General features: G+C 61.6%; 30 protein-coding genes. 23 read left to right on the top strand and 7 right to left on the bottom strand.

The annotated features are described in order from the left end of the window. Positions 1-3 precede the first annotated feature (3 nt). Positions 4-1719: a methionine--tRNA ligase gene (metG, locus tag SULPSESMR1_RS10195; RefSeq protein WP_089420720.1), complete on the bottom strand. Its 1716-nt coding sequence runs from the start codon at positions 1717-1719 to the stop codon at positions 4-6. A gap of 61 nt (positions 1720-1780) precedes the next feature. Continuing rightward, the gene (locus SULPSESMR1_RS10190; RefSeq protein WP_089420719.1) at positions 1781-3004 is read right to left on the bottom strand and encodes an MFS transporter; all 1224 of its coding nucleotides are present in this window, start codon (positions 3002-3004) and stop codon (positions 1781-1783) included. Between the two features lie 233 nt (positions 3005-3237). On the opposite strand from SULPSESMR1_RS10190, the gene SULPSESMR1_RS10185 reads away from it, so the two are divergent. Then, positions 3238-4281 carry an aldo/keto reductase gene (locus SULPSESMR1_RS10185; protein WP_089420718.1) on the top strand — a complete coding sequence of 348 codons (1044 nt, stop codon included), beginning with the start codon at positions 3238-3240 and terminating at the stop codon, positions 4279-4281. A gap of 83 nt (positions 4282-4364) precedes the next feature. On the opposite strand, the gene SULPSESMR1_RS10180 is transcribed toward SULPSESMR1_RS10185, so the two are convergent. After that, a complete protein-coding gene (locus SULPSESMR1_RS10180) occupies positions 4365-5309 on the bottom strand; it encodes a GlxA family transcriptional regulator (RefSeq protein WP_089420717.1) in 945 nt (314 codons plus the stop codon). 87 nt (positions 5310-5396) lie between these two features. Between SULPSESMR1_RS10180 and SULPSESMR1_RS10175 the strand changes: the two genes are divergently transcribed. From SULPSESMR1_RS10175 to SULPSESMR1_RS10165, 3 genes are all read left to right on the top strand, one after another. Further along, complete coding sequence (locus SULPSESMR1_RS10175; RefSeq protein WP_089420716.1) at positions 5397-6311, top strand: 3-keto-5-aminohexanoate cleavage protein; 915 nt, start codon at positions 5397-5399, stop codon at positions 6309-6311. Positions 6312-6321: 10 nt separating this feature from the next. Then, complete coding sequence (locus SULPSESMR1_RS10170; RefSeq protein ID WP_089420715.1) at positions 6322-6822, top strand: lipocalin family protein; 501 nt, start codon at positions 6322-6324, stop codon at positions 6820-6822. Between the two features lie 63 nt (positions 6823-6885). Continuing rightward, positions 6886-8364 (top strand): carnitine 3-dehydrogenase, encoded by a 1479-nt coding sequence (locus SULPSESMR1_RS10165; RefSeq protein ID WP_089420714.1) that lies wholly within the window; start codon positions 6886-6888, stop codon positions 8362-8364. A 94-nt stretch (positions 8365-8458) separates the two neighbouring features. Here the strand turns inward: SULPSESMR1_RS10165 and SULPSESMR1_RS10160 are convergent, their stop codons facing one another. Beyond that, the gene (locus SULPSESMR1_RS10160) at positions 8459-9319 is read right to left on the bottom strand and encodes a helix-turn-helix domain-containing protein (RefSeq protein WP_089420713.1); all 861 of its coding nucleotides are present in this window, start codon (positions 9317-9319) and stop codon (positions 8459-8461) included. Positions 9320-9431: 112 nt separating this feature from the next. Between SULPSESMR1_RS10160 and SULPSESMR1_RS10155 the strand changes: the two genes are divergently transcribed. Together SULPSESMR1_RS10155 and SULPSESMR1_RS10150 are read left to right on the top strand one after the other, a co-directional pair. Next, positions 9432-10352: a fatty acid desaturase gene (locus tag SULPSESMR1_RS10155; RefSeq protein ID WP_089420712.1), complete on the top strand. Its 921-nt coding sequence runs from the start codon at positions 9432-9434 to the stop codon at positions 10350-10352. A 19-nt stretch (positions 10353-10371) separates the two neighbouring features. Beyond that, positions 10372-11274: a DMT family transporter gene (locus SULPSESMR1_RS10150; RefSeq protein ID WP_089420711.1), complete on the top strand. Its 903-nt coding sequence runs from the start codon at positions 10372-10374 to the stop codon at positions 11272-11274. A 4-nt stretch (positions 11275-11278) separates the two neighbouring features. Here the strand turns inward: SULPSESMR1_RS10150 and SULPSESMR1_RS10145 are convergent, their stop codons facing one another. Both SULPSESMR1_RS10145 and SULPSESMR1_RS10140 read right to left on the bottom strand, forming a co-directional pair. Then, entirely contained in the window at positions 11279-11986 is a 708-nt protein-coding gene (locus SULPSESMR1_RS10145) for an NUDIX hydrolase (protein WP_089420710.1), read from the bottom strand. 37 nt (positions 11987-12023) lie between these two features. Then, positions 12024-12425 carry a DUF983 domain-containing protein gene (locus SULPSESMR1_RS10140; RefSeq protein WP_089422269.1) on the bottom strand — a complete coding sequence of 134 codons (402 nt, stop codon included), beginning with the start codon at positions 12423-12425 and terminating at the stop codon, positions 12024-12026. A gap of 261 nt (positions 12426-12686) precedes the next feature. Here SULPSESMR1_RS10140 and SULPSESMR1_RS10135 point away from each other — a divergent pair, with 261 nt between their 5' ends. The 4 genes from SULPSESMR1_RS10135 (at position 12687) to SULPSESMR1_RS10120 (ending at position 14714) form a co-directional block, all read left to right on the top strand. After that, complete coding sequence (locus tag SULPSESMR1_RS10135; RefSeq protein WP_089420709.1) at positions 12687-13196, top strand: EF-hand domain-containing protein; 510 nt, start codon at positions 12687-12689, stop codon at positions 13194-13196. 64 nt (positions 13197-13260) lie between these two features. Then, positions 13261-13851 carry an RNA polymerase sigma factor gene (locus SULPSESMR1_RS10130; protein ID WP_089420708.1) on the top strand — a complete coding sequence of 197 codons (591 nt, stop codon included), beginning with the start codon at positions 13261-13263 and terminating at the stop codon, positions 13849-13851. Next, positions 13841-14218, top strand: a complete 378-nt coding sequence (locus SULPSESMR1_RS10125; RefSeq protein WP_157728998.1) for a hypothetical protein — start codon at positions 13841-13843, stop codon at positions 14216-14218. Before SULPSESMR1_RS10130 ends, SULPSESMR1_RS10125 begins: the two co-directional genes overlap by 11 nt. Continuing rightward, on the top strand, positions 14211-14714 hold the full coding sequence (locus tag SULPSESMR1_RS10120) for a periplasmic heavy metal sensor (RefSeq protein WP_157728997.1): 504 nt from the start codon (positions 14211-14213) through the stop codon (positions 14712-14714). Before SULPSESMR1_RS10125 ends, SULPSESMR1_RS10120 begins: the two co-directional genes overlap by 8 nt. A 99-nt stretch (positions 14715-14813) precedes the next feature. On the opposite strand, the gene SULPSESMR1_RS10115 is transcribed toward SULPSESMR1_RS10120, so the two are convergent. Beyond that, positions 14814-16238: a diguanylate cyclase gene (locus tag SULPSESMR1_RS10115; protein ID WP_089420705.1), complete on the bottom strand. Its 1425-nt coding sequence runs from the start codon at positions 16236-16238 to the stop codon at positions 14814-14816. Positions 16239-16347: 109 nt separating this feature from the next. On the opposite strand from SULPSESMR1_RS10115, the gene SULPSESMR1_RS10110 reads away from it, so the two are divergent. The 13 genes from SULPSESMR1_RS10110 to SULPSESMR1_RS10050 all read left to right on the top strand — a co-directional run bounded on the left by SULPSESMR1_RS10110 (position 16348) and on the right by SULPSESMR1_RS10050 (position 26533). Further along, positions 16348-16629, top strand: coding sequence for a DUF3572 domain-containing protein (locus SULPSESMR1_RS10110; protein ID WP_089420704.1), 282 nt, complete (start codon positions 16348-16350; stop codon positions 16627-16629). Further along, entirely contained in the window at positions 16626-17324 is a 699-nt protein-coding gene (locus SULPSESMR1_RS10105; RefSeq protein WP_198362779.1) for an HAD family hydrolase, read from the top strand. Before SULPSESMR1_RS10110 ends, SULPSESMR1_RS10105 begins: the two co-directional genes overlap by 4 nt. Positions 17325-17419: 95 nt before the next feature. Next, positions 17420-18979 (top strand): trimethylamine methyltransferase family protein, encoded by a 1560-nt coding sequence (locus SULPSESMR1_RS10100; RefSeq protein ID WP_089420702.1) that lies wholly within the window; start codon positions 17420-17422, stop codon positions 18977-18979. Positions 18980-19078: 99 nt separating this feature from the next. Then, positions 19079-19666, top strand: coding sequence for a heme NO-binding domain-containing protein (locus SULPSESMR1_RS10095; protein ID WP_089420701.1), 588 nt, complete (start codon positions 19079-19081; stop codon positions 19664-19666). Further along, positions 19663-20070 (top strand): hypothetical protein, encoded by a 408-nt coding sequence (locus tag SULPSESMR1_RS10090; protein ID WP_089420700.1) that lies wholly within the window; start codon positions 19663-19665, stop codon positions 20068-20070. Before SULPSESMR1_RS10095 ends, SULPSESMR1_RS10090 begins: the two co-directional genes overlap by 4 nt. Beyond that, positions 20067-20615: a head-tail connector protein gene (locus SULPSESMR1_RS10085; protein ID WP_089420699.1), complete on the top strand. Its 549-nt coding sequence runs from the start codon at positions 20067-20069 to the stop codon at positions 20613-20615. Before SULPSESMR1_RS10090 ends, SULPSESMR1_RS10085 begins: the two co-directional genes overlap by 4 nt. Then, complete coding sequence (locus tag SULPSESMR1_RS10080; protein WP_089420698.1) at positions 20612-20842, top strand: hypothetical protein; 231 nt, start codon at positions 20612-20614, stop codon at positions 20840-20842. Before SULPSESMR1_RS10085 ends, SULPSESMR1_RS10080 begins: the two co-directional genes overlap by 4 nt. A 399-nt stretch (positions 20843-21241) precedes the next feature. Next, positions 21242-22945 (top strand): terminase large subunit domain-containing protein, encoded by a 1704-nt coding sequence (locus SULPSESMR1_RS10075; RefSeq protein WP_089420697.1) that lies wholly within the window; start codon positions 21242-21244, stop codon positions 22943-22945. Then, entirely contained in the window at positions 22936-23277 is a 342-nt protein-coding gene (locus SULPSESMR1_RS10070; protein WP_089420696.1) for a phage head closure protein, read from the top strand. Before SULPSESMR1_RS10075 ends, SULPSESMR1_RS10070 begins: the two co-directional genes overlap by 10 nt. Beyond that, positions 23274-23624: an HNH endonuclease gene (locus tag SULPSESMR1_RS10065; protein WP_089420695.1), complete on the top strand. Its 351-nt coding sequence runs from the start codon at positions 23274-23276 to the stop codon at positions 23622-23624. Before SULPSESMR1_RS10070 ends, SULPSESMR1_RS10065 begins: the two co-directional genes overlap by 4 nt. Continuing rightward, positions 23617-24888 (top strand): phage major capsid protein, encoded by a 1272-nt coding sequence (locus SULPSESMR1_RS10060; protein ID WP_089420694.1) that lies wholly within the window; start codon positions 23617-23619, stop codon positions 24886-24888. The genes SULPSESMR1_RS10065 and SULPSESMR1_RS10060 overlap by 8 nt, the downstream gene beginning before the upstream one ends. Next, a complete protein-coding gene (locus tag SULPSESMR1_RS10055) occupies positions 24888-25466 on the top strand; it encodes an HK97 family phage prohead protease (protein WP_089420693.1) in 579 nt (192 codons plus the stop codon). Before SULPSESMR1_RS10060 ends, SULPSESMR1_RS10055 begins: the two co-directional genes overlap by 1 nt. Before the next feature lie 2 nt (positions 25467-25468). Continuing rightward, positions 25469-26533, top strand: a complete 1065-nt coding sequence (locus SULPSESMR1_RS10050) for a phage portal protein (RefSeq protein WP_089420692.1) — start codon at positions 25469-25471, stop codon at positions 26531-26533. Positions 26534-26626 lie beyond the last annotated feature (93 nt).

The raw sequence follows: 26626 nt of genomic DNA, 5'->3' as shown, positions 1-26626 counted from the left end.
GCATCAGCCGGCGCGACCACCGGAAAAACGGGTTTCCCAACCTTCGCGGGCCTCATCCGTGATCTTGGCAAACAGAACCTCGGGCACCGAAAATACATGGCCGGGTTTTAAGTCGGACAGTGCCTCGGCCACATCCGAGGGCCATGCCGCAGGCCCGTCCAGATGCATCGCCGCCCGCATGGAGGCCGCCGCATCGGGGATGAAGGGCGCGGACAGTGTCGCGTAAAAGGCGATCAGGTTCAGCGCCAGCCGGATCTGTGCCGCTGCAGCATCTGGATCGGTCTTGAACACGGTCCACGGCGCCACCGATTGCAGGTATTCGTTACCTGCCACCCAGATCGCACGCAGCTCGGCGGCAGATTTACGCACTTCGCGGGCGTCCATCAGGTCTTCGTAGCGTTTCAGACGTGCTTGCAGATCGGCGATCAGCGCTTGCTCGGCAGGGCCATAGCTGCCTGCCGCCGGAACCTCTTCCGAGAATTTCGAACGGCAGAACTTGGTGACGCGGCTGACAAAGTTGCCCAGTACATCGGCCAGATCCTTGTTCACGCCTTGCTGGAATTGTTCCCATGTAAATTCGCTGTCAGAGGTTTCCGGGCAGTTGGCCAGCAGCCACCAGCGCCAATAGTCGGCGGGCAGAATCTCCAGCGCCTGATCCATAAATATCCCGCGACCCTGACTGGTGGAGAACTGACCCCCGTCGTAGTTCAGGTAGTTAAACGATTTCAGGTGATCCACCATCTTCCACGGTTCGTCCGAGCCGAGCACCGTGGCGGGGAAGGACAGCGTATGGAAAGGCACGTTATCCTTGCCCATAAACTGGGTGTAGGTCACATCATCGGCACCCTTGTCGGTGCGCCACCAGCGTTCCCAATCGGTGTTGTGTGCTTCGGCCCATTCGCCCGCGCAGGCGATGTATTCGATGGGGGCGTCGAACCATACATAGAACACCTTGCCCTCCATGCCGGGCCAGTCCGCCTCACCGCGTTTTACCGCAATACCCCAGTCGAGGTCTCGGGTGATCCCGCGGTCTTGCAATCCGTCGCCATCGTGAAGCCATTTCTTGGCGATGGATGTGGTCAGCACCGGCCAGCCCGTCTTGCTGTCGATCCACTGGTCAAGCGTGTCGCGCAGCTTGCTCTGGCGCAGGAACAGGTGCTTGGTTTCGCGCACTTCCAGATCGGTCGAGCCCGAGATGGCCGAGCGCGGATCAATCAGGTCGGTGGGGTCCAACTGCTTGGTGCAGTTTTCGCATTGGTCGCCGCGCGCCTTGTCATAGCCGCAGTTGGGGCAGGTGCCTTCGATATAGCGATCAGGCAGATAGCGTTTGTCGGCGATGGAATAGACCTGCTTTTCTTCGACTTCCTCGATCAGCCCTGCATCTGCCAGACGGCCTGCGAAATGCTGGGTTAGTGTGTGGTTTTGCGGGCTGGAGGACCGTCCGAAGTGGTCAAAGGACAACCGGAACCCTTCGGCGATGCGCGCCTGCACCTCGTGCAGTTCGGCGCAGTATTCGGCCACGGGCTTGCCTGCCTTGGCGGCGGCCAGTTCGGCAGGGGTGCCGTGCTCGTCCGTGGCACATAGAAACAGAACCTCGTTGCCGCGGCCGCGTTGGTAGCGGGCGAACAGGTCGGCCGGCAATTGCGAGCCGATGAGGTTACCAAGGTGTTTGATGCCGTTGATATATGGCAGGGCGGAGGTGATCAGGTGACGGGTCATTTTTGCGCCTATGGTCTGCATTTCATGTTGCTTTAGCAGTGCAGGGGGGGCGGGGAAAGGGTCAGTCGCGTTCGCGGCTGCGTCCGATCAGGCGGCCGATCACAAAGCTGGTGCGCGGTGCGTAGATATAACGGGTGCGCTTTTGCTTGGTCGGGCGGGCACGCAGGCGTGTCAGGCCGAAAAGGATCAACGCGCCGTGGCCCACGGCGATCATGCCAAACAGCGCCCCCGGGCCAAAGTTGCTGATCAGTGCCGAGGCGGCATAGGGTGCCGCAATCGCACCCAGCGCGTAAAAGAACATCAGCGCTGCCGACAGTTCTACCCGTTCGTCCGCGCTGGCAAAATCATGGGCGTGGGCGGCGGCGACGGAATAGATCGGAAAGGTGGTCAGCCCGAACAGTCCTGCGGTCAGCATGATGCCGGTAGTGCCCAGCCCGCTGGCCGAAACGGTGATGGCACAGCTGATCATCGCCGCCGCCGACAGCCAGATCAGCACCCAGCGGCGATCGTATTTATCGGCAAGCCACCCGACGGGATATTGCGCCAGAGCCCCACCCAGAACAAATGCCGACAGAAACCACGCGATTTGTCCGGTGCTCAGGCCGACGTCTTGGCCGTACACCGGTCCGACCATTCGAAAACTGGCGGAAGACAGCGCCGCCACCACCACGCCTGCCGCCGCCAATGGCGAACGGTTTACCGCCAGTCGGGGGCGCAGACGCGGGGCGTCGGGTGTTTCGGGCTGTTGGGCCGTGGTCAGGGTCAGTGGTAACAGCGCCGCGCAGCACATGATCGCCAGTATGTTGTAACTGACATAACTGGCGGGTGTCAGGATGCCGATGATCATTTGCGCAGCCAACGACCCCGTCATGTCGACCACGCGGTACACCCCCATCGTGCGCCCGCGCGTTTCGTTGGTGACCTTGGCCTGCAACCACGCCTCGATCACCGTATAGCAGCCCGCGACGCACAGTCCCGAGGCCACGCGCATTACCGCCCAGGCATAGGCATCGACCACCATCATATGTGACAGCAAGCCGATGGCACCCGTTGCAGTAAAGGCGGCAAAGGCGCGCGAATGTCCGACAGATCCCATCAGGCGCGGCGCCCACCAGCAGCCGATGAAAAAACCGAAAAAATGGGCCGAGCCCAGCATTCCGATTTCCTGCCGTGAAAAGTTCAGCGCCAAGCCCGACAATGCATCCAACGGCCCGACACCGCCCGAACTGAGTTGAAGCAGCAAGACAGACAACAAGAGGGCGGCAAGGGAAATCAGCAGACGCATATTGTTACCACCATGGGCCGGGTCTGCGGCAGGGCCAAGTGGAGAACCGACAGAATTGAGTCGTTTTCAAGCAATGGACGCGCAGGCGCATCCGGTTGCGGGGAGTGGTGGCCAAGGCAAGTTACGGTCGATTAAGGATTATTCGCTAAAGCGGTGGCTTTACGCAGGGGCATTACACCTTGTGATCTCGGGCGCTGCCGTTACGCTCTATGGCGCAAAAAAGGGGATAGTAGATGAAGATGAAACCGCTTGGCCGCACCGGAATTATGGTGTCAGAACTTTGCCTGGGGTCAATGACCTGGGGCACGCAGAACACTGCTGAAGAAGGGTTCGAACAGATCGAAAGGGCGCTGGATGCAGGCATCAATTTCATCGACACTGCCGAGATGTATCCCGTAAACCCCGTCAGCGCTGAAACCATTGGCCGGACCGAGCGGATCATCGGATTGTGGCACGAAGACCAGGGGCGCCGGGAAGATTACATTCTGGCCACCAAACATTCGGGCGAGGGGATGATGCACCGGCGTGAGGGTGTGCCGATCTCGTCCAAGACGATCCCCGAGGCCATCGACGATTCGCTGCGGCGTTTGCAAACGGATTACATCGACCTTTATCAATTTCACTGGCCGAATCGCGGCAGCTATATGTTTCGCAAGAACTGGACATTCGACCCGTCAGATCAAGACCGCGCGTCGACCATACAGGACATGGAAGACTGTCTGGGCGCGCTGCAACGTGAGGTGGATCGTGGCCGCATCCGGGCCTTTGGTCTGAGCAATGAAAGCGCTTGGGGCACGACCCAATGGCTTGAGGCGGCGGCACGAACGGGCGGGCCACGGGTGGCTACTGTGCAAAACGAATATTCGCTGCTGTGCCGTCTCTATGACACCGACATGGCCGAGATGAGTGTGAACGAAGACGTGGGGCTGTTGGCGTTTTCGCCGCTGGCAGCGGGGTTGTTGACCGGCAAATATCAGGGCGGCAACATACCAGCGGGGTCGCGCATGGATTTGAACGGCGATCTGGGCGGGCGCAAGACCGACCGGGTGTTCGGGGCGGTCGGTGCCTATCTGGACATTGCGCAGCGACACGGGCTGGATCCGGTTCACATGGCTCTGGGGTGGTGTTGCACGCGACCTTTCATGGGGTCGGTGATTTTGGGGGCGACGTCTGCGGACCAGTTGGAGTTGGCTTTGGGTGCGGTGGATGTGACCCTGTCCGACGAAGTGCTGGCCGAAATCGACAAAGCGCATCGCGCCCATCCGATGCCGTATTGAACGGGTTTTGATACAGCGGGCTACGGTCTTTTGCACTGATCGTCGCGCGATGGTTATTTAAGGCCAAAAGAAGCGGGTGAGGGTTACGCGGATTTGCGGTGCTGGCGTGCGCTGGTGCCGTGGGCCGCGGTATAGGCACGTGCGAAACCGGACTGGCTGGAAAAGCCGGTGCTCAGTGCGATGTCGTGCAGCGGCCGGTGGGTTTGGGTGACCAGACGCTCTGCTTCGGCCATGCGCAGGGCCATGTAATGCGCTTGCGGTGTTAGTCCCACGGATGCTTTGAATTGCATTTGCAACGCGCGCGGGCTGAGGCCCAGACGTTGTGCGATGGTGGCGATGGGCAAGGGCGCGTCCAATGTGGTTTCCATCAATGCATGGGCACGCGCCGTGATATGGCTGTGCCGCGATCGCTGGGGTTGGCGGATTTGCGGCTGTGACGGGGCGGCGGTGGTGTCGGTGATAAAGCTGCCCGCGACCTTGCGTGCCAATGTGGGGCTACAGGTTTCGGCGATCAGTGCCAGCATCATGTCCAACGTGGGCGCGGCGCCGCCTGCAGTGTAGAATTTACCGCTGACCTGATAGCGGGCGTTGACGGTGTGCGTGTCGGGAAATCGGGCGGCGAAGGCCTCGAAGTCCTCCCAGTGTGCGGTCGCGGTGTGCCCGTCCAGCAGCCCCGTGCGGGCCAGCACCCAAGGGCCGCCGTCGACCCCTGCCACATGATCCGCACGCGCGGCCAGCCTGCGCAGGCTGGACAGCAGGGCAGGTGTGCTTTGGCGGTCGGGATCAAAGCCCGAGACCGTGACGATCCAATCGCACTGGCTGATCCGCGCCAGTGGATTGGCAGGAATAACAAGGCCCGAAGTCAGCGTCACCGGTGCGTCAGCAGGAGTTGCAAGATGCCAGCGGAACAGTTGCCGCCCCGCATGGCGGTTTGACGCGCGTAATGGATCGACAGCGGCGGCGAAGCTGAGCGTGTTGGAGGCATCAAGAACCAGCACGACCACATCTGTGATATTTTCGGATTTCATCAACTTCTTTTCGTATTTCGTCAAGTTTGATGCAAGAATGCCGCCATGATGCTGCGCAATGCAAGATGAAATTCGGAGAGACATGCAATGCCATTGGCCATGAACAAAGACGTATTTATCACCTGTGCCGTCACCGGATCCGGCGCCTCGCAAGACCGCAGCCATCATGTCCCGCGCAGCCCCAAGCAGATCGCGGACAGCGCGATCGCGGCGGCCAAGGCCGGCGCCGCCGTGGTGCATTGCCATGTGCGTGATCCCGAAACCGGCGTGCCCAGTCGCGATCTGGGCATGTTCCGCGAAGTTACTGACCGCATTCGCGACAGCGACACCGATGTGGTTTTGAACCTGACCGCGGGTATGGGGGGCGACATCGTCTTTGGTGATGTGGAAAACCCGATGCAGCTGAACAAGGCCGCCACCGACATGGCGGGTGCAACCGAGCGGGTGGCCCATGTGACCGAATGCCTGCCCGAGATTTGCACGCTGGATTGCGGAACGATGAACTTTGCCGAAGCCGATTACGTCATGACCAACACGCCGGGCATGTTGGTGGCGATGGGACGGATGATGACCGAACTGGGCGTCAAACCCGAGATCGAAGCCTTTGACACTGGACATCTGTGGTACGCCAAGCAACTGGTGAAAGACGGCGTTCTGGACAGCCCCGCACTGGTGCAGTTGTGTATGGGCGTGCCGTGGGGTGCGCCCGATGATCTGAACACCTTTATGGCGATGGTTAACAATGTGCCTGACGACTGGACGTTCTCGGCCTTTGGTCTGGGGCGTAACCAGATGGCCTATGTTGCGGCGTCGGTGCTGGCGGGGGGCCATGTGCGCGTGGGGCTGGAGGACAACCTGTGGCTGGAAAAAGGTGTGCTGGCCGAAAACTGGCAGCTGGTCGAACGTGCGGGCACCATTGTCGAGAATATGGGCGCACGGGTGATGGAACCGGCGCAGGTGCGTGAAAAGCTGGGGCTGGTCAAACGTGCGCCAAAGGGGTGAACGGTGCCTGATGGCGGTGGCGCTGGCCCTGTTGGCGGGATGCGCGCAGGTGCCGCCCTCACCCGGCTATCGCGATCAATCGGTGATCATCGCGTCGACCACGCGGTTCGAGGTCAAACGCTTTGCGGGCGAATGGGCAGTGCGCGCCGCCTTTCCTCAGGACGCTGCCCTGCGCGCTGTGACCGCACGGCAGGATGGTGCGGCGTTCACGCTGGCATGGCACCGTTGCGATGCGGCAGGGCAGTGCGGCACGGTGCCAGAGGTTTGGTCCGCAAAGGTCACCGGACAGGGCCGCTATATGCTGAGCGACCCGAGCGGTGACACCAACCGCATGCTTTGGGTGCTGTGGGTCGATGACGGGTTTCGCACCGCTGTGGTCGGCACGCCGGATGGCACTTTGGGCTGGATTTTGGATCGCAACGCAACGGGTGGTGCAGACCGCATCGCAGCAGCTCGCGAAGTGCTGGATTTTAACGGATATGACCTGACGCGGCTGGCGACACGACCCTAAGCAGCGCAGGAACAACACATGATTTCAGCGGGTCACGGGGCCCGTGGGTAACAGAGGTGAAGAATGGGCAAACAAGTGGCAGCCGTCATTGGCGGCGGTGTGATCGGAGGCGGCTGGGCCGCGCGGTTCTTGCTGAACGGATGGGACGTGCAGGTTTTCGACCCCGACCCGCAGGCCGAGCGCAAGGTGGGCGAAGTGATGGCAAACGCGCGCCGATCCCTACCAGGTATGGTGGATGTGGCGCTGCCCGCCGAAGGCAAGCTGACGTTTCATGACACCATCGCTGATGCTGTGTCCGGTGCTGTCTGGATTCAGGAAAGCGTGCCCGAGCAACTGGCGACAAAACACACCACGCTGGCGGAAATCCAGAAAGCGTGCCTGCCCGATGCGGTGATCGGTTCGTCGACGTCGGGCTTTAAGCCGTCGGAACTGCAACTGGGTGCTACGCGCCCCGAACAGATCATCGTCGCGCATCCGTTCAACCCTGTGTATTTGCTGCCTCTGATTGAAGTGGTGCCAACGGACGCCAACACACCCGCCTTTCTGGACGCCGCAGAAGAATTGCTGACGGGAATGGGGTTCTATCCCCTGCGGGTGCGCAAAGAAATCGACGCCCATATCGCCGACCGTTTTCTGGAGGCAGTCTGGCGCGAGGCGCTTTGGCTGGTCAAGGACGGCGTGGCGACGACCGAAGAGATTGACAATGCGATCCGCTATGGCTTTGGCATCCGCTGGGCGCAGATGGGTCTGTTCGAAACCTATCGCGTCGCGGGCGGCGAGGCGGGCATGAAGCATTTTATGGCGCAGTTCGGCCCCGCCTTGAAATGGCCGTGGACCAAGCTGATGGATGTGCCCGAGTTCACCGACGAACTAGTGGACCTGATCGCGGGCCAGTCGGACGCGCAATCGGGTGCCTATTCGATCCGCGAACTGGAGCGTATCCGTGATACCAACCTTGTGGCGATGATGCGCGCGCTCAAGGCACAGGATTGGGGCGCCGGGGCGTTGATGAACGCACAAGAGGCCAAGTTGCGGACGGCTTCGCCTATGGGCATTCGGGTGGATGACATGGCGGATGTGTCGGCACCGCTGCTGACCGTACATCGCGCCGTGCCGCTGGATTGGACCGACTATAATGGTCACATGACCGAAGCCAAATATCTGCAAGCCTTTGGTGACGCTACCGACAGGTTTATGAATATGATCGGATGCGATGCCGAATACATCGCTGCGGGGGGCAGTTATTTCACCGCCGAGACGCATATTCGTCATGTGGACGAGGTGCTGGCTGGTGCTGTGATCGAGGTGCGCACGCAGGTTTTGGCGGGCGCAGGCAAGAAGATGCACCTGTTTCACAAGATGTACGAAGGCGACCGCCTGCTGGCCACGGGCGAGCATTTCTTGCTGCACGTCAGCCTTGAAACGCGTCGCCCTTCCGAGCCTGCTCCGCATGTCGCGGCAGCGCTTGAACGGGTTGCTGCGGCCCATGCCGTATTGGGATCGCCAGAAGGGATGGGCCGCGCCGTGGGGCAACGCCCCTGATACGGGTTCCGATTACCGCCGGAAGCTGGTGCAGCGAGGGGCTCTGCCCCTCGGCCTGCGGCCTCACCCCGGAGTTTTTCGGGCAAGATGAAGGTTAGCAGATCAGCGGGCGGAGTTCTGTCAGATGCACGGGCATATCGCGCGCGGTGATCGAGGCCTGACGGATCAGCATGTCAAAGTCGGTCGTCAGTGTTTCAATGCGCGGGCGGTCGCGAAACGCCATGTAGTGGCCGCCGGTGTATAACACGGCTAGCAGAGGACCGAAGATGGTGATGGGCGTGGCATAAAGCCTGCGCGCGTCGAACAGGGTGACCCGCAGGCGCGGATAAAGCTGTTCGGTCAGTTCGATCAACTGATGCAACTGGGCCCGACGCACAGGCGCGGGCAAGCCGTGGTAATAGCCGGTGCCGGTTGCGAAACTGTGTAGTTCGTAAAGCGGCATGGCGATTTCATAATCGGATTGCGACGAACGCATCCAGTCAAGCCGGTCGCGCGAGGCGTTTATCGCTTGGGTGATGGTGCGGCCCAGATGGGGGCTGTATTCCCATTCCAGCATCTCTTGGGTTTTCAGCATGTCGGGCAGGGCGGCTGGCACATGGCGGATTTTGTAACCTGCGGCCTCGCGGTGCCAACTGAAGATGGTCTCGTCGATCAGGGCGCGCGGCGCATGGGTCAGCACGAATGCTGCAGAAAGCAGGTCGGCTGCGGATTCAGGCCGGTCGGACAGGCCCAGCAACCAGTCGCAGGATACCCCCAAGGCTGACGCACATGCGCCCACCACATGCGCACCAGGCAGGCGGGCACCTTCGTCCTTTAGCGCTTGGGACAGGGTGGAGCGATCAGTGCCGATTTCGCGGGCAAGTCCGCTTTGCGTGGTGCCGGTGCTCTGCATCGCCTGCGCCAGACGGCGGCGGAACAGGTCGGCGCGGGCGCGTTTGTCGTTAATTTCATTCATATGATGATATTTATCACATCTATTGGATTTTGTTAACTAGGTTCAGAATGGTCGACACTGCGCCGCCGCGATAGCAATGAGGCAATATGAAGATAAACCCCGACACAGACCAATGAACACCGGACTCAGCACCGCCCGCCCGCTTGCCACCGCAGGATGGGAATGGCCCACTATCACACTTTTTGCCGGATGCTATGTTGTGTTGGTGCTGGCGCTGGTCTGGTTGGTGGCAGTTTCGCTGGTGCTGGCGGGAATGGCCGTTGCCGTGGCGTTGGTGCTGCATTCATCGCTGAGCCACGAGATTTTGCACGGTCATCCGTTCCCGTCGCAGAAGGTGAACACGGCGCTGGGCCTTGTGCAGCCTGGGCTGTTTATTCCGTTCATACGCTTTCGCGACACCCATCTGGCGCATCACCGTGATGCGCGGCTGACCGATCCTTATGACGATCCCGAAAGCAACTATCTGGATCCCTTGGTCTGGGCGCGGCTGCCGCATTGGCAGCAAAATATTATGCGGTTCAACAACACGCTTTTGGGGCGGATGACTGTGGGGCCGCTGGTGGGCCAGTGGGCGTTCATGCGCAGCGACTGGGCGGCGATCCGCAGTGGTGACCGCGCGGTGCTGGCCGGATGGCTGTGGCACCTGCCCGGGGCGATCATCGTGCTGGTGGCAGTGGTCTGGTCGCAGATGCCGTTGTGGGTCTATATGATGGCGGCCTATGCGGCGTTGGGGATCCTGAAAATCCGCACCTTTCTGGAACATCAGGCCCACGCGCGCAGCCGTGGGCGCACAGTGATCGTCGAAGATCGCGGGCCGCTGGCATTTCTGTTTCTTAACAACAACCTGCATGTGGTGCATCACATGCACCCGCGTCTGCCCTGGTATCGGTTGCCCGCATTATATGCAGCCCACAAGGCCCGCTTTCTGGCCTGCAATGACGGTTATATGTACCGATCTTATGCGCAGATTTTCACGCGGTACTTTGTAAAGTCGAAAGACCCTGTCGCGCATCCGCTCTGGCACAGGGACTGAATTGCGGGCATGAGGTGTTATGAGCCTCTGGATTCCCATTACACTTGCCGCCGCCTTTTTCCAAACGCTGCGCTTTGTTCTGCAAAAAAAGCTGGCCACGACGCAACTGTCTGCGGCAGGGGCCACTTTTGCGCGGTTCTTGTATTCCGCGCCTTTGGTTGCAGTGCTGGCCTATGTCTATTTCCAAAGCACCGGACAGGCGCAGCCCCCACTGACCGCAGCATTCTGGCTTTACGGAGCCTTTGGAGGGTTGGCGCAGGTGTTGGCGACGGTCTGCGTTGTGATGTTGTTCAAGGCGCGCAATTTCGCGGTTGGTATTACGTTCAAAAAGACCGAAGTCATACAGACCGTTCTGGTGGGCTGGGTGTTGCTGGGCGAGGGCGTAAGCCTGCCGGGGTTCGGTGCGATTGCATTGGGGTTGTTCGGCGTTCTGCTGCTGTCCGCGCCGCCCGATCTGGTACGTTGGGGTCTGCGTGATCTGGCGAACCGTGCGGCGGGCTTGGGGTTGTTGTCTGGCGTCCTTTTTGCAGTATCGGGCGTGTGCTATCGTGGTGCATCGCTGCAATTGCCGTTGGAAGATCCGCTGGCGCGGGCAGGGCTGACGCTGGCCTGTGTGACTGCGATGCAGCTTGCGGGTATGGCCCTGTGGCTGCGGCTGCGTGAAAAGGGCGAGATCACCGCCGTCTGGCGCGCGCGCCGGGTGGCGGTGTGGATCGGGCTGACGTCGTTGCTGGGGTCGTTTTGCTGGTTCACGGCCTTCACCTTGCAGAACGTGGCCTATGTGAATGCACTGGGGCAGGTCGAGCTGATTTTCAGCCTGATGGCCACGGTGCTGTTCTTTCACGAACGGGTTACGCTGCGCGAATGGGCGGGGATGGCCGTGCTGGGGGCCTCGATCCTGATGCTGGTGCTGGTAATCTGACGTCCTAGTCGGTGGGCAAGTGACCACGCAGACGTAAAAACAGGTTCTCTTCTTCGTTGTTCTTGAAGAACGGCACGCTTTCGGGTGGTTCCAGCGATTGCGCGCGCTTTTGCACTTCGCTCAGCACCACTTCGGTGATGAACGGCATGTCAAAGCTACGCACATCGTCCAGGCCGACCCATTGCAAATGCGACAGTTCGTCCGAGGCGGCAGAGAAATCGTCGGGGTCGGTCACCAATGTGTCGGCGTCAACCAGAAAAAAACGCGCATCAAAGCGGCGCGGGCGGCCCGGCGGGGTGATGGCGCGAAATACGAATTGCAGCGCCGAGGCGTGGGGGACGTGGCCGGTGGCGGCAAAGTCGGTCCAATCCCTTGGCACAGGAACATCCCAGTTGCCGGGCTGGCCCAGCACCTGACCCGTTTCCTCGAACAGTTCGCGCACGGCGGCCACCGACAGGGCATGGGCCATTTCGGGAGCGCTGTCTTCGGCGATGCGCGCGGCACAGCCTTGGGGCAGGGCACCTGCCAGCGGTACATGATAGTCGCCCGCATCCACCGCACCGCCGGGGAAGACGAATTTGTTGGGCATGAATACGGCCTTGGCACCGCGCTGCCCCATCAGGATGCGCGGGCTGGTCCAACGGTCGCGCAGCAAAATAACAGTGGCGGCGTGGCGGATCTGGCTTTTGTCAATTTGTGGTTCGGCGGTCATGTGTGGCCCTCTTGAGACAGACCACGCAAGGACGTGATTACGCCGGTGTGGCGTCGTCGGTCATCTTGCGGGCCCATTTGAAGCCGACAATGGCCCCTTTCAGTCTGGGCAGAAGGTAAAGCGACAATGCGACACAGCCAACCGCAAAGATGGTAAAAAGCACCAAAGGCTCGGGACGCCACGTCACAAAGGCGAAATGCAGCGCCGGTGCCATCAAGTGGCCGACAATCAGAATGGTCAGATAGGCGGGACCATCTTCTGCCTTGAACTGGGTCAGATCCTGGCGACAGACCGTGCAGGACGGTGCGACCTTGAGATATCCCTTGAGCAATCGACCACGCCCGCAGTTGGGGCAGCGGTTCCGCCAACCGCGTAGCATGGCGGGAAACGCCTTTTGCTCGGTCGGGGCCTGCGGCTCTGTCAGGGGGGGCTCTGTCATTTCTTGGTCGGTCATTTGAAAATCGTCGCGCATAAAGCATCCTGTCTGTTGATCGATAGATGGGGCATGCGCGCAGGAATTGAAATGTCACCTTTTGTCCTTGCGTCGGGATGTCGCGCACTGCGGGCATTTATTGTGTTTTGATGCTCACATCGGGGGCGGTGATTTTTCTGCGACGGAATGTGCAGGCTGCTGCGTTTTACTGTGCATAAGGGGCGGCGAAGAGCGCGGCACCCACAGAAGAAACCGGAGTAAGAGCTTATGAAACATACAACATTCATCGCCGCCATTCTTGGTGCCGCCGTGACGGTCACAGGGACCACAGTTCTGGCCGAGCGCGCAGGTGCCGGCGAACACATGCGCCCCAGCTTTTCCGACATGGACACCAACGCGGATGGCCAGATTTCTCTGGAAGAGATCACGGCGCGCGGCGAAGCCCGCTTTGCCAAAATCGATACCGATGGTGACGGCATGTTCAGCGAAGCCGAGGCCGTTGCAGCAGCGACCGAGCGTGCAAAAGAACGTCACGCCCGAATGGTCGAGCGGATGGACGCAGACAAGGACGGCAAGCTGGCCCTTGACGAGATGAAACCCAAGGGCGACCGCGGGGCCAGAATGTTCGAACGTGCGGACGCCGACAACAGCGGCGGCATTTCGGAAGAGGAATTCGCCGCGGTCACCAAAAAGATGGACCAGCACATGCGCAAGGGTCACAAAGACGGCCACAAAAACTGGCGCGGCAAAATGGGCGACAAGCCCGTCAAAGACTGATCCGCGACCTCGCTGGCCCGCCGCTTCTTGTGCGGCGGGCCGCAATTCACTACCGCTGACCGGAATGGACATGCCACTGGATCAGGACACTCAGACCGACGACGCCGAATTGCTGGCGCGCTATGCGCGTGGCGACACGGCGGCGACACGGACGCTGACCTTGCGGTTGACGCCACGGGTTTTCGGCCATGCCTTTCGCGTTCTTGGCGACCGCGCCGAGGCCGAGGATGTGGCACAGGATGCGATGCTACGCCTGTGGAAGATCGCGCCCGAATGGCAGGTCGACCGCGCGCAGGTGTCCACCTGGCTTTACCGCGTGACGGCCAACTTGTGTACCGACCGTCTGCGCAAAAGGCGCACCGGTCCTGCGCTGGACGACATCGCCGAGCCCGCAGACCCCGCCCCCGGCGTGGAGGGGCAGATGCAGACCCGCGCGCGTATGGACGCATTGACGGCAGCGTTGCAAACCCTGCCGGAACGACAACGTCAGGCCGTGGTTTTGCGCCACATCGAAGGCTTGGCGAACCCCGAGATTGCGGACATTCTGGATGTGGGTGTCGAAGCGGTGGAAAGCCTGACCGCACGGGGAAAACGGGCACTCAAGGCGGCATTGGCTCCGCAGAAACAAGCGTTGGGGTATTCCGATGACAGCTGACAGGCACGAGATGACCGACGCCGTACTGGATGCATGGCTGCAAGATGTGCCGCCACCACCGGTGCCCGATGCCCTGATGGCACGGGTGCTGGATGCAGGGCTTGCTGCACAACCCGCGCCGGGTGGCTTTGCGGCACCTGTTCCGCTGTGGCAGCGGCTGACAAGGATGTTGGGTGGTTGGCAGGGCATGGGCGGGTTGGCTGTGGCCACTTGCGCGGGGTTCTGGATTGGAATCAGCCCGCCGCAATATCTACCCGATGCAGCCCTGTCGCTGCTGGGTGTGGATGCGGTGTTTGAAACCGCCGACACCACCGAGATAACGGCCTATGGTTGGGTCGTGGACGAAGGAACCGAAACCGATGGATAAGACTGCAAAAACACCCCGTGCCCGCGCCCCGCGCTGGATGCGCATCGCTTTTGGTGTCTCGCTGGCGCTGAATCTGGCGGTGGCGGGGATGCTGGTGGGCACTTTTGCACGCTTTGGCGGGCCGCCTTCACGAGCCTCAAGTTCAATCAACTATGCAATGCCCTATATGCGTGCCCTGCCGCGTGAGACGCAGCGCGACATTTTTCGCGCGATGCGCGACCAACTGCCCGCAGAATCCGGTGGCCGTCAGGCCCGCCGCGCGCTTTATGCCGAGATGATCGAGGCGCTCAAGGCCGATCCGTTTGAACCTGCGCGTGTGCAATCCATTCTCGAACTGCAAAACACAACCGCTGTCGCAGTGCAAAGTGCCGCACATACCGCATGGCTGGACCGCGTCAGCGCCATGTCGTTCGAGGACCGCATCGCCTATGCCGGTGCGGTCAGCGAAGTTATGCGCCACGGCAAACGCAAAAAGGACAAACCCGGCAAGGACTGACGCGCGCCACTCGCTTCATCTTGCAAGGTAAACTTCGGAGGGAGGCGCGCCAGCGTCTCGGAGGCTGGCCCCGGCACGGACGACGACAAAAGCAGGTGCCTAAGCCGCAGGCCTACTTAAGGTCACGCAATTCCGGCCCTTCACCTTGGCAGCATAGAGCGCCTTATCGGCGCGATCCAACAACACCTGCGCCGCTTTTTCGGGATGTCCCACCGCCAGCGCCGCATCACCGGAAAGGCCACCAATGGCCAGCCCGATGCTGACGGTTACCTTGATCGGCGCGATATCCCCTGCGGTGTCGAACGGTGTGCAGCCAATCTGGCGGCACAGCCGCCGCGCCGCACGGCGCGCATCGCCCAAGTCGACACCCGGCAGGACGATCAGAAACTCTTCGCCGCCCACACGCGCCAACAGATCGACCGCGCGCAGGTTCTCGCGCAGGCGGTGTGCCGTCTCTACCAGCACGGCGTCACCCGTGGCATGGCCATAAATATCGTTGACCTGTTTGAAGTGATCCAGATCGGCCAGCATCAGCGCGAAGGGACGCCCCGCAATGCCCGCCCGTTCGGCCAGTCGCGCCAGATGTGGCAGCGCATAGCGCCGGTTGTGCAGTCCGGTCAGCGGATCGCAGACCGCAGCCTCCAATCCGGTGCGCACGGTGGCGCGCAACTGGTCTGCGACCTGTTTGCGCTGCATCAGGTCGCGCACCCGTATCGCCACCTCTTTGGGGTCAGGGTCGCTTTGCGTGAGGGCGTTCACACCCAGATCCAAGGCCCGCGCTGCCAGAATCGGCTCGTCTTCGGGATAGACCAGCAGGATCGGACAATGCCGCGTCGCCGCATGGCTGCGGATCGACGACACCAGCGCCAGCATCTGATCGGCGGTGGCACTGTCCGTGATCAGGATAAAAACGTCGGCATTTTTCACAGGCGCACCGACAGCGTTGTGGTTGTGACTGTCCAGTGCAGTATGCGGCACGGCGGCGTTTAGCCGGGCGACCACATGCGGGCGCAGGGTGGCCAGTGTCTTTGCGCCGTGCCATAGCGTTGGGCACACCACCGTGACATCCGGCGTGCGAATGAACGCAGCACGGTTTTCAGCCAAACCCAGTGCGCGGGTAGTGTCGTCGCGGATTTGCCATTCGGTTTCGGCATTGTGAGCCCGCAACATGCTGCGCACCCGCGCCAACAAAAGGGTGTCGTGATAGATGTCCATGACCACATCATCGACCCCAACCTCTAACAGGCCCAGACGCGCCGCAGCGCTGATACCCGGTGCCACGGCCAGCACCGGCATACGCTTTGACTGGGCCTGTGTGTTCAGCAGTCCGACCAGATCAACCGCAGTGCCATCCGGCAGATCGGCGGCACAAATCACCAGGTCGGGGGGCGTGACCGCAGCCAGCCGCGCGGCTTCGGCAAGGTTGCTGGCCTGCAATACCTCGTAATGCGCAGCTGCAAGTTTGACCTTGAGCACGATCCGGTTGGTCGCAATCGCGTCAACGATCAGGATCTTGGCATGCATCTTTAAGCCTCGGCGGTGAAAATATTCTAAAGTTTTTTGTGGTCATTCCTTTCTGTCGCCAAATGGTTAAAGAAGTATTTCAAATTGGCCTTAAGGTGGGAGAGCAACGATGACTGAGCGAAATTCCGCAGAGACAGTGGCCTTGCAGGCGCTGGCATGGCTGGCGGGCAACGAAGATTTGTTGCCGGTGTTTCAGGGGGCCAGCGGCGCCGGTGCCGACGATCTGCGCACAGGCGCATCTGATCCGGCCTTTTTGGGATCGGTTCTGGATTTTGTGATGATGGACGACGTTTGGGTCGTCGCGTTTTGTGATGCCTCGGGGCTGTCCTACGATGCACCGATGCGCGCTCGCGCGGCGCTTCCGGGTGGTGAACAGGTCAATTGGACATGAGCGCGATCAAAGGCATCGTATTCGACAAGGACGGCACCCTGTTCGATTTCTCCGCCACATGGGAGGCTTGGGCCGAGGCGTTTTTGCTGCGCGTCTGCAAGGGTGACCGAACTCAGGCGACCCAAGTGGGCAACAGCATCGGGTTCGATCTGCCCACCCGCAGCTTTGCCCGCGACAGTATCGTGATCGCGGGCACGCCAGCCGAGGTGGTCGCGGTTCTGGCCCCTCAGTTTCCCGACATAGCCAAGCCCGCCTTGCTGGATATGCTGAATGAAGAGGCCGAGCTTGCCCCGCAAGCCGAGGCCGTGCCGTTGTCCCCGTTGCTGACGGCCCTGCGCGCGCGCGATCTGCGGCTTGGTGTGGCTACCAACGATGCCCAAGCGCCGGCGCTTGCGCATTTGAACGGGGCAGGCGTGGCTGATTGCTTTGATTTTATTGCTGGCTTTGACAGCGGCTTTGGGGGCAAGCCCGCGCCGGGGCAGCTGCTGGCCTTTTGCGAGGCCACAGGTCTGCCCCCCAAAACAGTGGTGATGGTGGGCGACAGCACCCATGATCTGCATGCTGGCCGCGCCGCTGACATGCGCACGGTTGCGGTGCTGACGGGTCTGGCCGACGCGGCAGCGCTGGCGCCCCTTGCCGATGTGGTTTTGCCCGACATTGGCCATCTGCCCGCGTGGCTGGACGCCCAAGGCTGAGGCATATGCCCTAAAGCGACGCCTTCTGTCGCAAACAGGATGGTAGCCTGCGTCGCTTCGGGTCTTGCTGGGGTCAAGAGCCGAAAGGACACCCCATGACCCAAGTCCCTCCCCGCAGAACCCGCAGCGGCGGCCGTGCAGGCGCCGCCAGACGCCGCGGTGGCGAAGTGATCGAACAGATGCCGTGGAACCCGCCCCTGTTGGTGGACCGCCCCGTAGAGCCGCTGACCGACGAGGGGGTCTATGCCATCCACGACGGTGCGATGCGCATTCTCGAAGAGATCGGCATAGAGTTTCTGAATCACGAGGCACTTGAGATTTTGCGCACGGCAGGCTGCACCATTGACGGCGAAAATGTCCGTATGGGCCGTGACATGGTGATGGAATACCTCGCCCTCGCGCCGGACACCTTCACGTTGACGCCGCGCAACCCCGACAGGGCCATCACGATCGGCGGCAACCATATGAACTTTGGCAATGTGTCCAGCCCGCCCAACTATTGGGATTTGGAACTGGGCCGCAAGGTTCCCGGCACCCGCGAGATGTGCCAGAATCTGTTGAAACTCAGCCAGTATTTCAACTGCATCCACTTTGTTGGCGGCTATCCCGTCGAGCCTGTGGATATACATGCTTCGGTGCGGCATCTGGACGTGCTGTATGACAAGCTGACGATCACCGACAAAGTTGCCCATGCCTACAGCCTTGGACCGGAGCGGGTCGAAGACGTAATGGAAATGGTGCGCATTTCCGGTGGCTGGACCCACGAAGAATTCGAAGCCAGCCCCAAGATGTACACCAACATCAACTCTACCTCGCCGTTGAAACACGACATTCCGATGTTGGATGGCTGGATGCGTCTGGCGCGGCGCAATCAGGGGCTGGTGGTCACGCCCTTCACGCTGGCTGGGGCCATGGCACCCGTGACGATGGCGGGCGCTGTGGCGCAATCGCTGGCCGAGGCGCTGTGCGCGGTGGTGCTGGCGCAGATCATCCGCCCCGGTGCGGCCTGCGCCATTGGCACCTTTACGTCGAATGTGGACATGAAATCGGGCGCGCCCGCGTTCGGCACGCCAGAGTATATGCGCGCGACCCAAATGACGGGCCAGCTGGCGCGGTTCTACAAACTGCCAATGCGGTCCAGCGGTGTGTGTGCTGCAAATGTACCGGATGGGCAGGCAATGTGGGAAACCTCGAACAGCCTGTGGGCGGCAGTGCAATCGGGGTCGCATATGGTGTATCACGCGGCAGGCTGGCTGGAAGGAGGGCTGATTGCGTCGCCCGAAAAGTTCATCATGGACTGCGAGGTGCTGCAACAGATCCAGCGGTATCTGGACCCTGCACTTTGGGCGACGGGACCGGACGAGATTGCGCTGGACGCGATCAAATCGGTGGGCAATGCGGGCCACTTCTTTGGCATCCAGCACACGCAAGACCGCTATACCACGGCGTTCTACCAGCCGTTTCTGAGCGATTGGAAGAACTACGAAGGTTGGGAGGCCGCAGGCGGCATCTGGACACCCGAGCGGGCACACCACATTTTCAAAGATATCATCGCCAATTTCGAAGAACCGCCAATGGACGACGCAATCCGCGCCGAGCTGGCGGACTTTGTTGCACGACGAAAGTCCGAAGGTGGTGCGCCGACGGATTACTAGTGAACGAACGCCGCGGGCAATTTCCCTCTCACTTTAGCATTTGCGGCATCTTAACGTTTGGCACGGCATAACACCCGCGGGACTGGGAAAGAGACCGTTATGCATGGGCTAATTTACCGCGCGCTACAGTGCTTTGTAACCGACAGCTATGGACCCGCCAAATGGGTCGAAGCCACGGCAATTGCCGACCTCGGCTTTGTCGAGTTCGAGGCGATGCTGATGTATGACGATACACTGGCCGTAAGGATCATCGCGGCGGTGGGCGCTGTGCTGAACCGGCCCGAACCCGACCTGATGGAGGATGTGGGCACGTATCTTGTCAGCCATCCCAATACCGAAGGGTTGCGGCGTCTGATGCGCTTTGGCGGCGTGACCTTTGTGGAATTGCTGCATTCGCTCGACGATCTGCCTGACCGGGCGCGGCTGGCGGTCAGCGATCTGAACCTGCCACGTATCGAACTGCACGAATATTCATCCCGCCATTTCAGCGTGATCTGCGGAACATCTATACCCCGCTTCGGCCATGTCATGATGGGATTGCTGCGCACGCTTGCCGACGACTACGGCGTGCTGGCCCTGCTTGAATTTGCAGGCGGCGGGCAGGGCGCGGAAACAGTGTCGATCACTCTGGTCGAAACCGAATTTTCCGAAGGGCGTAGTTTTGCGCTGGGGGCGCGGGCAATATGACCGGCGCACACGACATGCCTGCGGTGCTTGATGTTTTGTGTCCGATGTATGTGATGACCAATCGCACGGGTCATATCACCCACGTGGGGGCCACCTTGCGCAAGTTGCGCCCCGATCTGGACTGGGTCGGCGCGCGCTTTCTCGAGGTGTTTGCGCTTAAACGTCCCCGCGCGGTGACCAGTATCACCAACCTGCGCGACAGCGCTGGCATCAAGTTGCACCTGCAGTTGCGTGATGCGCCGATGCCCTCCTTCCTGAACCCGATGAAAGACGCGCGCTCGTGGGCGTCCTGCGCCTCTCTGGACGAGTGCAAAGCCTATGCGCTGGCCGCTTACGAGGCGCTGCCGTTCCAGGAGCAGATGGCGTTCCGCAATCACATTTCAGAAATGGAGATTGCCGCATGAAAATGCTCGTAGACCGCACAGCGATTGGCACCGCGCTGCCTTTCGTCCTCGAAGACCTCAAAAACCATATCCGCGTAGATGGTGCCGGTGACGATGCGGCAATCACAAACATCGGCCACACGGCTGCGGCGGAAATCGAGCAGTTTGCCCAGATCGCGCTGCTGACGCAGACGATCCGCGTGACGATCTTCAAACCTGGGCAAGAGTTCGGGTTGATCCTGCCCATCGGGCCGGTGGCTGATGAAGACGTGCCGACCGTCACCATCGACGGCCAGGCCTTCACAGACTTCAATTTTCTGGGTGGCAACCGGCCCTTCATTCAATGGCTGGACAGCTTCTACAGGCTGACGCCGACTAAGCTGATGATCGAGTATCAGGCAGGGTTTGGGCAGGCCGCATCGGATATCCCCCGCGACCTTGCTCAAGCCCTCATGGATCAGGCTGCGCTGCACTATGACGGGCGGTCGCCCATGGACGCAAAATCCCTCACCACGTCGCCGCACATGGCCCGTGTGGCCGCCCGTTATCGCGGGGTGCAGGTATGACCGCGCAGGAGCTGGATGAACTGCTGACCTATCACTGGCCGATGGTCATGCGCCGCGTGATGGCTGACGGCACAGACGAATGGCTCAAGGGCTTTGTCCGTTCCATCGCCAAGCACGGCAAGCGGGCGTCGTGGCGTCCCAGCGTCAAGCAGGAACAGATCATGCGGCGACTGGTGACCGAACTGGGCACCGAACCTTCGTGCATTGGGGGCTTGATCGAGGAGTGAGACGATGAAGAAAGCCCGCCGGTTGGACGGCGGGCCTATGCGGCGGATGGCGTTCACTGGTTAGCCGGGTCTGCCGCATCACAAGTGCTACCGGGTAACGGGCCACAGCACAAGGGCAGCTATTCCGCGTCGTGCGGTCTCTCCAAGCCCTAAGGCCCCACTGCCACCCTCTACGGCGGTGAACATGGGAGAGCGGACCGAGCCGAGGGAAAGGCAGGTCTGGCCTAAGCGGCGGCCCGGCTCGGTTGGCAGGCAAGATCGCGGTGGTCAGGGCGGGAGGCGGGTTTTGAACCCCGCCGCTGTAACCCGCTTTCTGACCATCACAACGAACCCTCTCCATTGGCAGAGGGACAGACAGAGCAGCGATTGAACGAAGAGATACACGCGAGAGTGAACACGATGACCGAAGCGACGAAGAAAGAAAGAACATGGCGCAAGGCAGATGGCTCGATCCTTCCGCCTGCACCGCGTCGCTCGCATCAACAAACGCCCGACCTCTTCGATTTAGGTACCAATGCCCCGACTTTGGCAGACGCACGGGACCGTAGATGGGAGTTGTCAATTTTCGCGCCCGATGCGGAAGCCCAAAACGCGGCCCCGGCAGAGCGAGCTATGCAATTCATGCATGGGCTCAAAATTCCAGAGGGTCCGAACGCCGGAAAGCCCGTCCGCCTCGCGCCTTTTCAGCGCCAGTTCATTGAAGGCTCATTGGCCGATGGAATCGCCAACGCCGTTCTAAGCATCGGGCGGGGCAATGGGAAATCCGCTATAACGGCAGGGCTTGCGCTTGGCGGTCTGATCGGCGTTTGGGATCAACAGCCCCGCCGCGAAATCATCGCAGCCGCGCGGACCCGCGACCAGGGCCGGATCATCTGGGACTTTGTGGCAGGCTTCATTGCCAGCCTGCCCATGGAGATCCGCCGGCACTTCATTTTCCGCCGCGCCCCGCGCCTTGAGATCGAGTACGAGGGCGACGGCGGCGGGCATATTCTGCGCGTGATCGCGGCGGACGGAAAGTCGGCCCTGGGCGGCGCGCCGACGATGGCGATCCTGGACGAGCGCGGGCACTGGGCGCTGGATCGCGGTGACGAGCTGGAACATGCACTGCTGTCCGGCTTGGGCAAGCGCGAGGGCCGCGCCTTCCTGATCAGCACCAGTGCCAGCGACGACACGCATCCCTTTTCCCGGTGGATCGACGATCCGTCGCCCGGCACTTACGTCCAGGAGCATCGACCCGCGCCGGGTCTGCCTGCCGACGATGCCGAAAGCCTGCTGATCGCTAACCCCGGCGCGCCGCACGGCATCGGCGGTTCTCTGGAATGGCTGGAAGCACAAGCCAAGCGCGCCATCGCGCGGGGCGGATCGAGCCTGACCAGCTTCCGGCTCTACAACCGCAATGAACGCGTGTCCGGCGATAGCCGTGAGATGTTGATCACCCTGGATGAATGGCTCGGCTGCGAAACCTCAACGCTGCCACCACGCCAGGGCGGCGTTGTGATCGGCATCGACCTGGGCGGTTCGGCCTCGATGACGGCGGCGGCATTCTATTGGCCCGAAACGGGGCGCCTGGAATGCAAGGGGACTTTCCCGTCTGTGCCCAGCCTTCTAGATCGCGGGCAATCGGACGGCGTGACTGGGCGTTATGTCGAGATGCACGACCGGGGCGAGCTGTCCGTCCTCGGTGACAAGACGGTGCCGGTTGCACCTTGGCTGGTCGAGGTCATGCGCCATGTCGAGGATCAGTCCGTCATCGCTATCACAATGGACCGCTATAAGCAGGCCGAGCTGGGCGAAGCGATCAGTCGTGCCGGTATCCGCGCGCCCTTGGTCTGGCGCGGGCAAGGCTTCCGCGACGGTGGCGAGGATGCAGAGCGCTTCCGCCGCGCGGCCTTTGACGGTCTGGTTAAAGCCAAGCCGTCGCTGCTGCTGCGCTCTGCTTTCGCCGATACGATCTGCCGCCGCGACCCTTCCAACAACATCAAAATCGACAAGGCCCGCTCGAATGGCCGGATCGACGCTGCGGCGGCATCGGTTCTGGCCGTCGCCCAGGGCGCGCGGATCGCAGCTCAACCCAAAACGAAAGCGAGGATGCAATGGTTTTGAACGCCGGAAACCTGGACAGGCGCGTGCAATTCCATCGGTCGGTGTTGGTCGACGATGGCTTTAGCGAAAGCGAGGAATGGCAGGACCATGGAACACCCGTCTACGCCTCGAAACGTGACATCAGCGATGCGGAACGCCTTAGCGCCGGACAGGTGCAGGCCACGATCACAACGCGATTTGTTGTGCGTTGGAGCAGCTTCACCGCCGACCTCAATCCGACTGATCGGCTGACCTGCGAAGGCCGGGAATACAACATCACCGGAATCAAGGAAGTTCCGGACCAGCGCCGCCGGATGCTGGAGCTGACGTGCGCCGCGAGGGCAGACCTATGAGCGTGCGCCGCGATCATCACCGCTATTCCAAGCGCGTCACCCGCACCAAACGCTGGCAGGCGTTGCGCGCCGAGATCCTCGAACGTGACCGCTATCGTTGCTGTTCTTGCGGCTGTGGCGGGCGTCTCGAGGTGGATCACATCAAGCCCGTCAGGACGCACCCCGAGCTGTCCTATGAGCCGCGCAACCTTCAGGCGCTTTGCCCGAGTTGCCACACCCGAAAGACACGGATCGAGTGCGGGCATCCCCCGCCCCGAGAGGCCCGCCAAGATTGGCGGAAAGCAGTCGAGGCGCTTTCGCGCCCCGATGAAATCAGCATCAGCAAAAAGGAAATCAAAGATGCTTAAATCAGTTGAAATCGCCCGGCGTCAGTCGGAAATCCGCCAGAACCTGGCCGAACTGGCGAACAAGGAAACCCCGTCCGAGGACGAGATCCGCAAGATGGGCGAGCTGGACACGGAATACCGGTCCAACGAAACCCGCTACCGCGCGGCGCTGATCGCCGAGGACACCGAACGCCGGGACGCGGGGAACGAGCTGGAAACCCGTTGCGGGCAGGAATGGGCCGATCTGGTTGCCAATTTCCAGTTGCGCCAAGTCGCACTCGCCTTGGATGAGGGGCGTGAGTTGGACGGGCAGACTGCCGAGATTGTCACAGAGCTGCGCAGTGCTGGCGGCTTCCGTGGCATTCCTGTCCCATGGCAGGCGCTCGAGGTCCGAGCCGGTGAAACCGTTGCAGGTGGCACGCCGACGCCGATCCAGACACGGCCCATCATCGACCGTCTGTTTCCCGACAGCGTGGCGTCACGCATGGGCGCGCAGATGATCAGCATCGACGCGGGCGCGATTGAATGGCCGGTGACAACCTCGGCCGTCACAGCGGGTTGGGCCGCGACAGAAACTGGTAACGTCGCCGGTCCGACCGTGTACGCCACAGCTGACCGGGCAATGTCGCCTGATCACAACCTGGGCGTCCAGATGCGCATCACGCGCAAGGCCCTGAAACAGTCGGGCGCGGCGCTTGAACAGGCTGTGCGGCGTGACATGAACGGCGCGATGGGGGCTGCGATGGATCAAGCCGCGTTCCTCGGCACCGGCGCTGATGGCCAGCCGCTCGGCGTTATCACCGGTGCTGCAACCTATGGGATCACGTCGACGCCGATTGATGCGCTGGCAAGCTGGGGTGCGTTCCGGTCTGCGGTGACGCGGTTTATGACCTCGAACGCCGCCGGTTCGCCGGATGCGGTGCGCAGCCTGATCCGGCCTGAACTGTGGGACTACCTGGACGGCGTTCTGATCGACGGCACAGCGGTTTCCGAATGGGACCGTCTGCTGAAGAACCTGCCATCGGCCAACATCGCGATGACCAACAACGCACTTGCCGCACCATCTGGCACCCCGGTGGCAACCTCGGCGCTGCTGACCACGGCGGCGGGCGGCGTTGCACCGATCTTTATCGGGGCATGGGGTGCGGTCGATATGATCCGCGACCCTTATAGCGATGCGCAGTCTGGCGGGCTGCGGATCACGGCGCTGGCGACCATGGACGTGACCGTCGCGCGTCCGGTTCAGCTGCAACTGCTGACCGGCCTCCAACTGGCTGCATCATAATGCTCTGGGGCGCTTACACCGGCGGCCTTGAGCTGCGCACCGAGGGCGGAGAAATCCGCCTTCGGGCAACTTTCCCGTATGGTCGGGAAACCGTGCTGGCTGAACGCATTGGGGCAGGGCGTGAGCGTCGAGAGATGATCGCGGCCCGTGCCTTTGCGGATCGGCTGGAACGCGGCGAGGACGTGCATTTTTTGTCCGGCCATGACTTCAACAAGCCGCTGGCGTCACGTTCCGCCGGTACGCTGACCCTGACCGAAAGCGACGACGCGCTGACCGTTGATGCGACGATCAGCGCGGACATGGGACAGGTCAGCTATGTGCGGGACTTCCTGACCGCTCATGCGGCCGGGCTGGTGCGCGGTCTGTCACCCGGCTTTCGTGTGCGTCCAGGCGGCGAAACGGTTGAGGAACGCGGCAACGCAATCCTGCGCACAATCCGAGCGGCGGATCTGATCGAGATCAGCGCCGTCACCAAACCCGCCTATCCGCAAGCCCAGATCGAGGCCCGGAACTGGCAACCCATTGGCGAGGTGGTCAAGCGCATGACGCACCGCCCCGCCGCAATCCGGTGGAGATAGCAATGCTCGGATGGTTCAAGAACAAGCTGCGCCCGATTGAGACGCGTTCGAGCGGAGGCGGGTACACGGCCCAGGTGATGGCGGCGCGTGACAGCTACATCAGCGGGCGGAGCGGCGTGGCCGAGCTGACGGCAACGGTGCAAAGCTGCGTCAGCCTGTGGGAAGGCGGGTTTGCCATGGCAGACGTGACCGGCACGGATTTGTTGACCAGGCAAACCATGGCGATGATCGCCCGCGGCGTCGCGTTGAAAGGCGATGCCGTCTATCTGATCACCGACCTGGGCCTTGTTCCGGCGACGGATTGGGAGGTCGTGACACGCGACGGCAAACCACGCGCCTATCGCCTGTCCATCCCCGAGGCAGGCGGCGGGCGCACGGTCAATGCGCTGGCCGGTGAGGTGCTGCACTTGCGGATCGGCTCGGACAATCTGACGCCATGGATTGGCACCGCCCCACTGCGCAGGTCCAGCCTGACCGGGGCAATGCTGCACGCGGTGGAATCGGCACTGTCCGAGACGTTTGAAAATGCCCCGCTGGGTAGCCTGATTGTCCCACTGCCCGACACAGGCGCCGACGACATGGCGACAATGCGTGGTGCGTTCAAAGGGCGGCGCGGGTCAACGCTGGTGATCGAGGGCGTTGCCCAGGCGACGGCGGCGGGCATGAACCCAACCATCGGCCAGAAGCCGGACCAGCTGTCGCCGGACCTGTCCAGGAGCATGACCGACGAAACCCTGTCAGCTGCGCGCGAGGGCATCAGCATGGCTTACGGCGTCCTGCCGTCATACTTCAACCGGTCCGCAACCGGCCCCGTGATCCGAGAGGCGCAACGCCAGCTCGCAATCTGGACCCTGCAGCCCATCGCCGCAATGCTGGCAGACGAGGCGAAGGAGAAGCTCGGGTTCGAGGTGGCGATCGACACGATCCGGCCCCTGCAAGCTTTCGACGCTGGCGGACGTGCGCGCGCACTATCAGCGATCATCAAGACGCTGGCCGAAGCGAAAGTCGCAGGCATCGCCCCGGCTGACGTGTCCGGGGCAATGCGCATGGTGGATTGGGAGAGATAAGGCGATCACCCTTGGCAGTCGTCGGCCATGTGATCCGGTTTAGTCAGTGAGTGCCGGTATTAACCCTGACAGCGCGCGGCCCGCTATGTCTTT

This window comes from Pseudosulfitobacter pseudonitzschiae, from assembly GCF_002222635.1.
GTDB lineage: Bacteria > Pseudomonadota > Alphaproteobacteria > Rhodobacterales > Rhodobacteraceae > Pseudosulfitobacter > Pseudosulfitobacter pseudonitzschiae_A.
The sequence above is the reverse complement of the archived record's forward strand: the minus strand, read 5'-3'. Positions and strand labels throughout refer to the sequence as shown.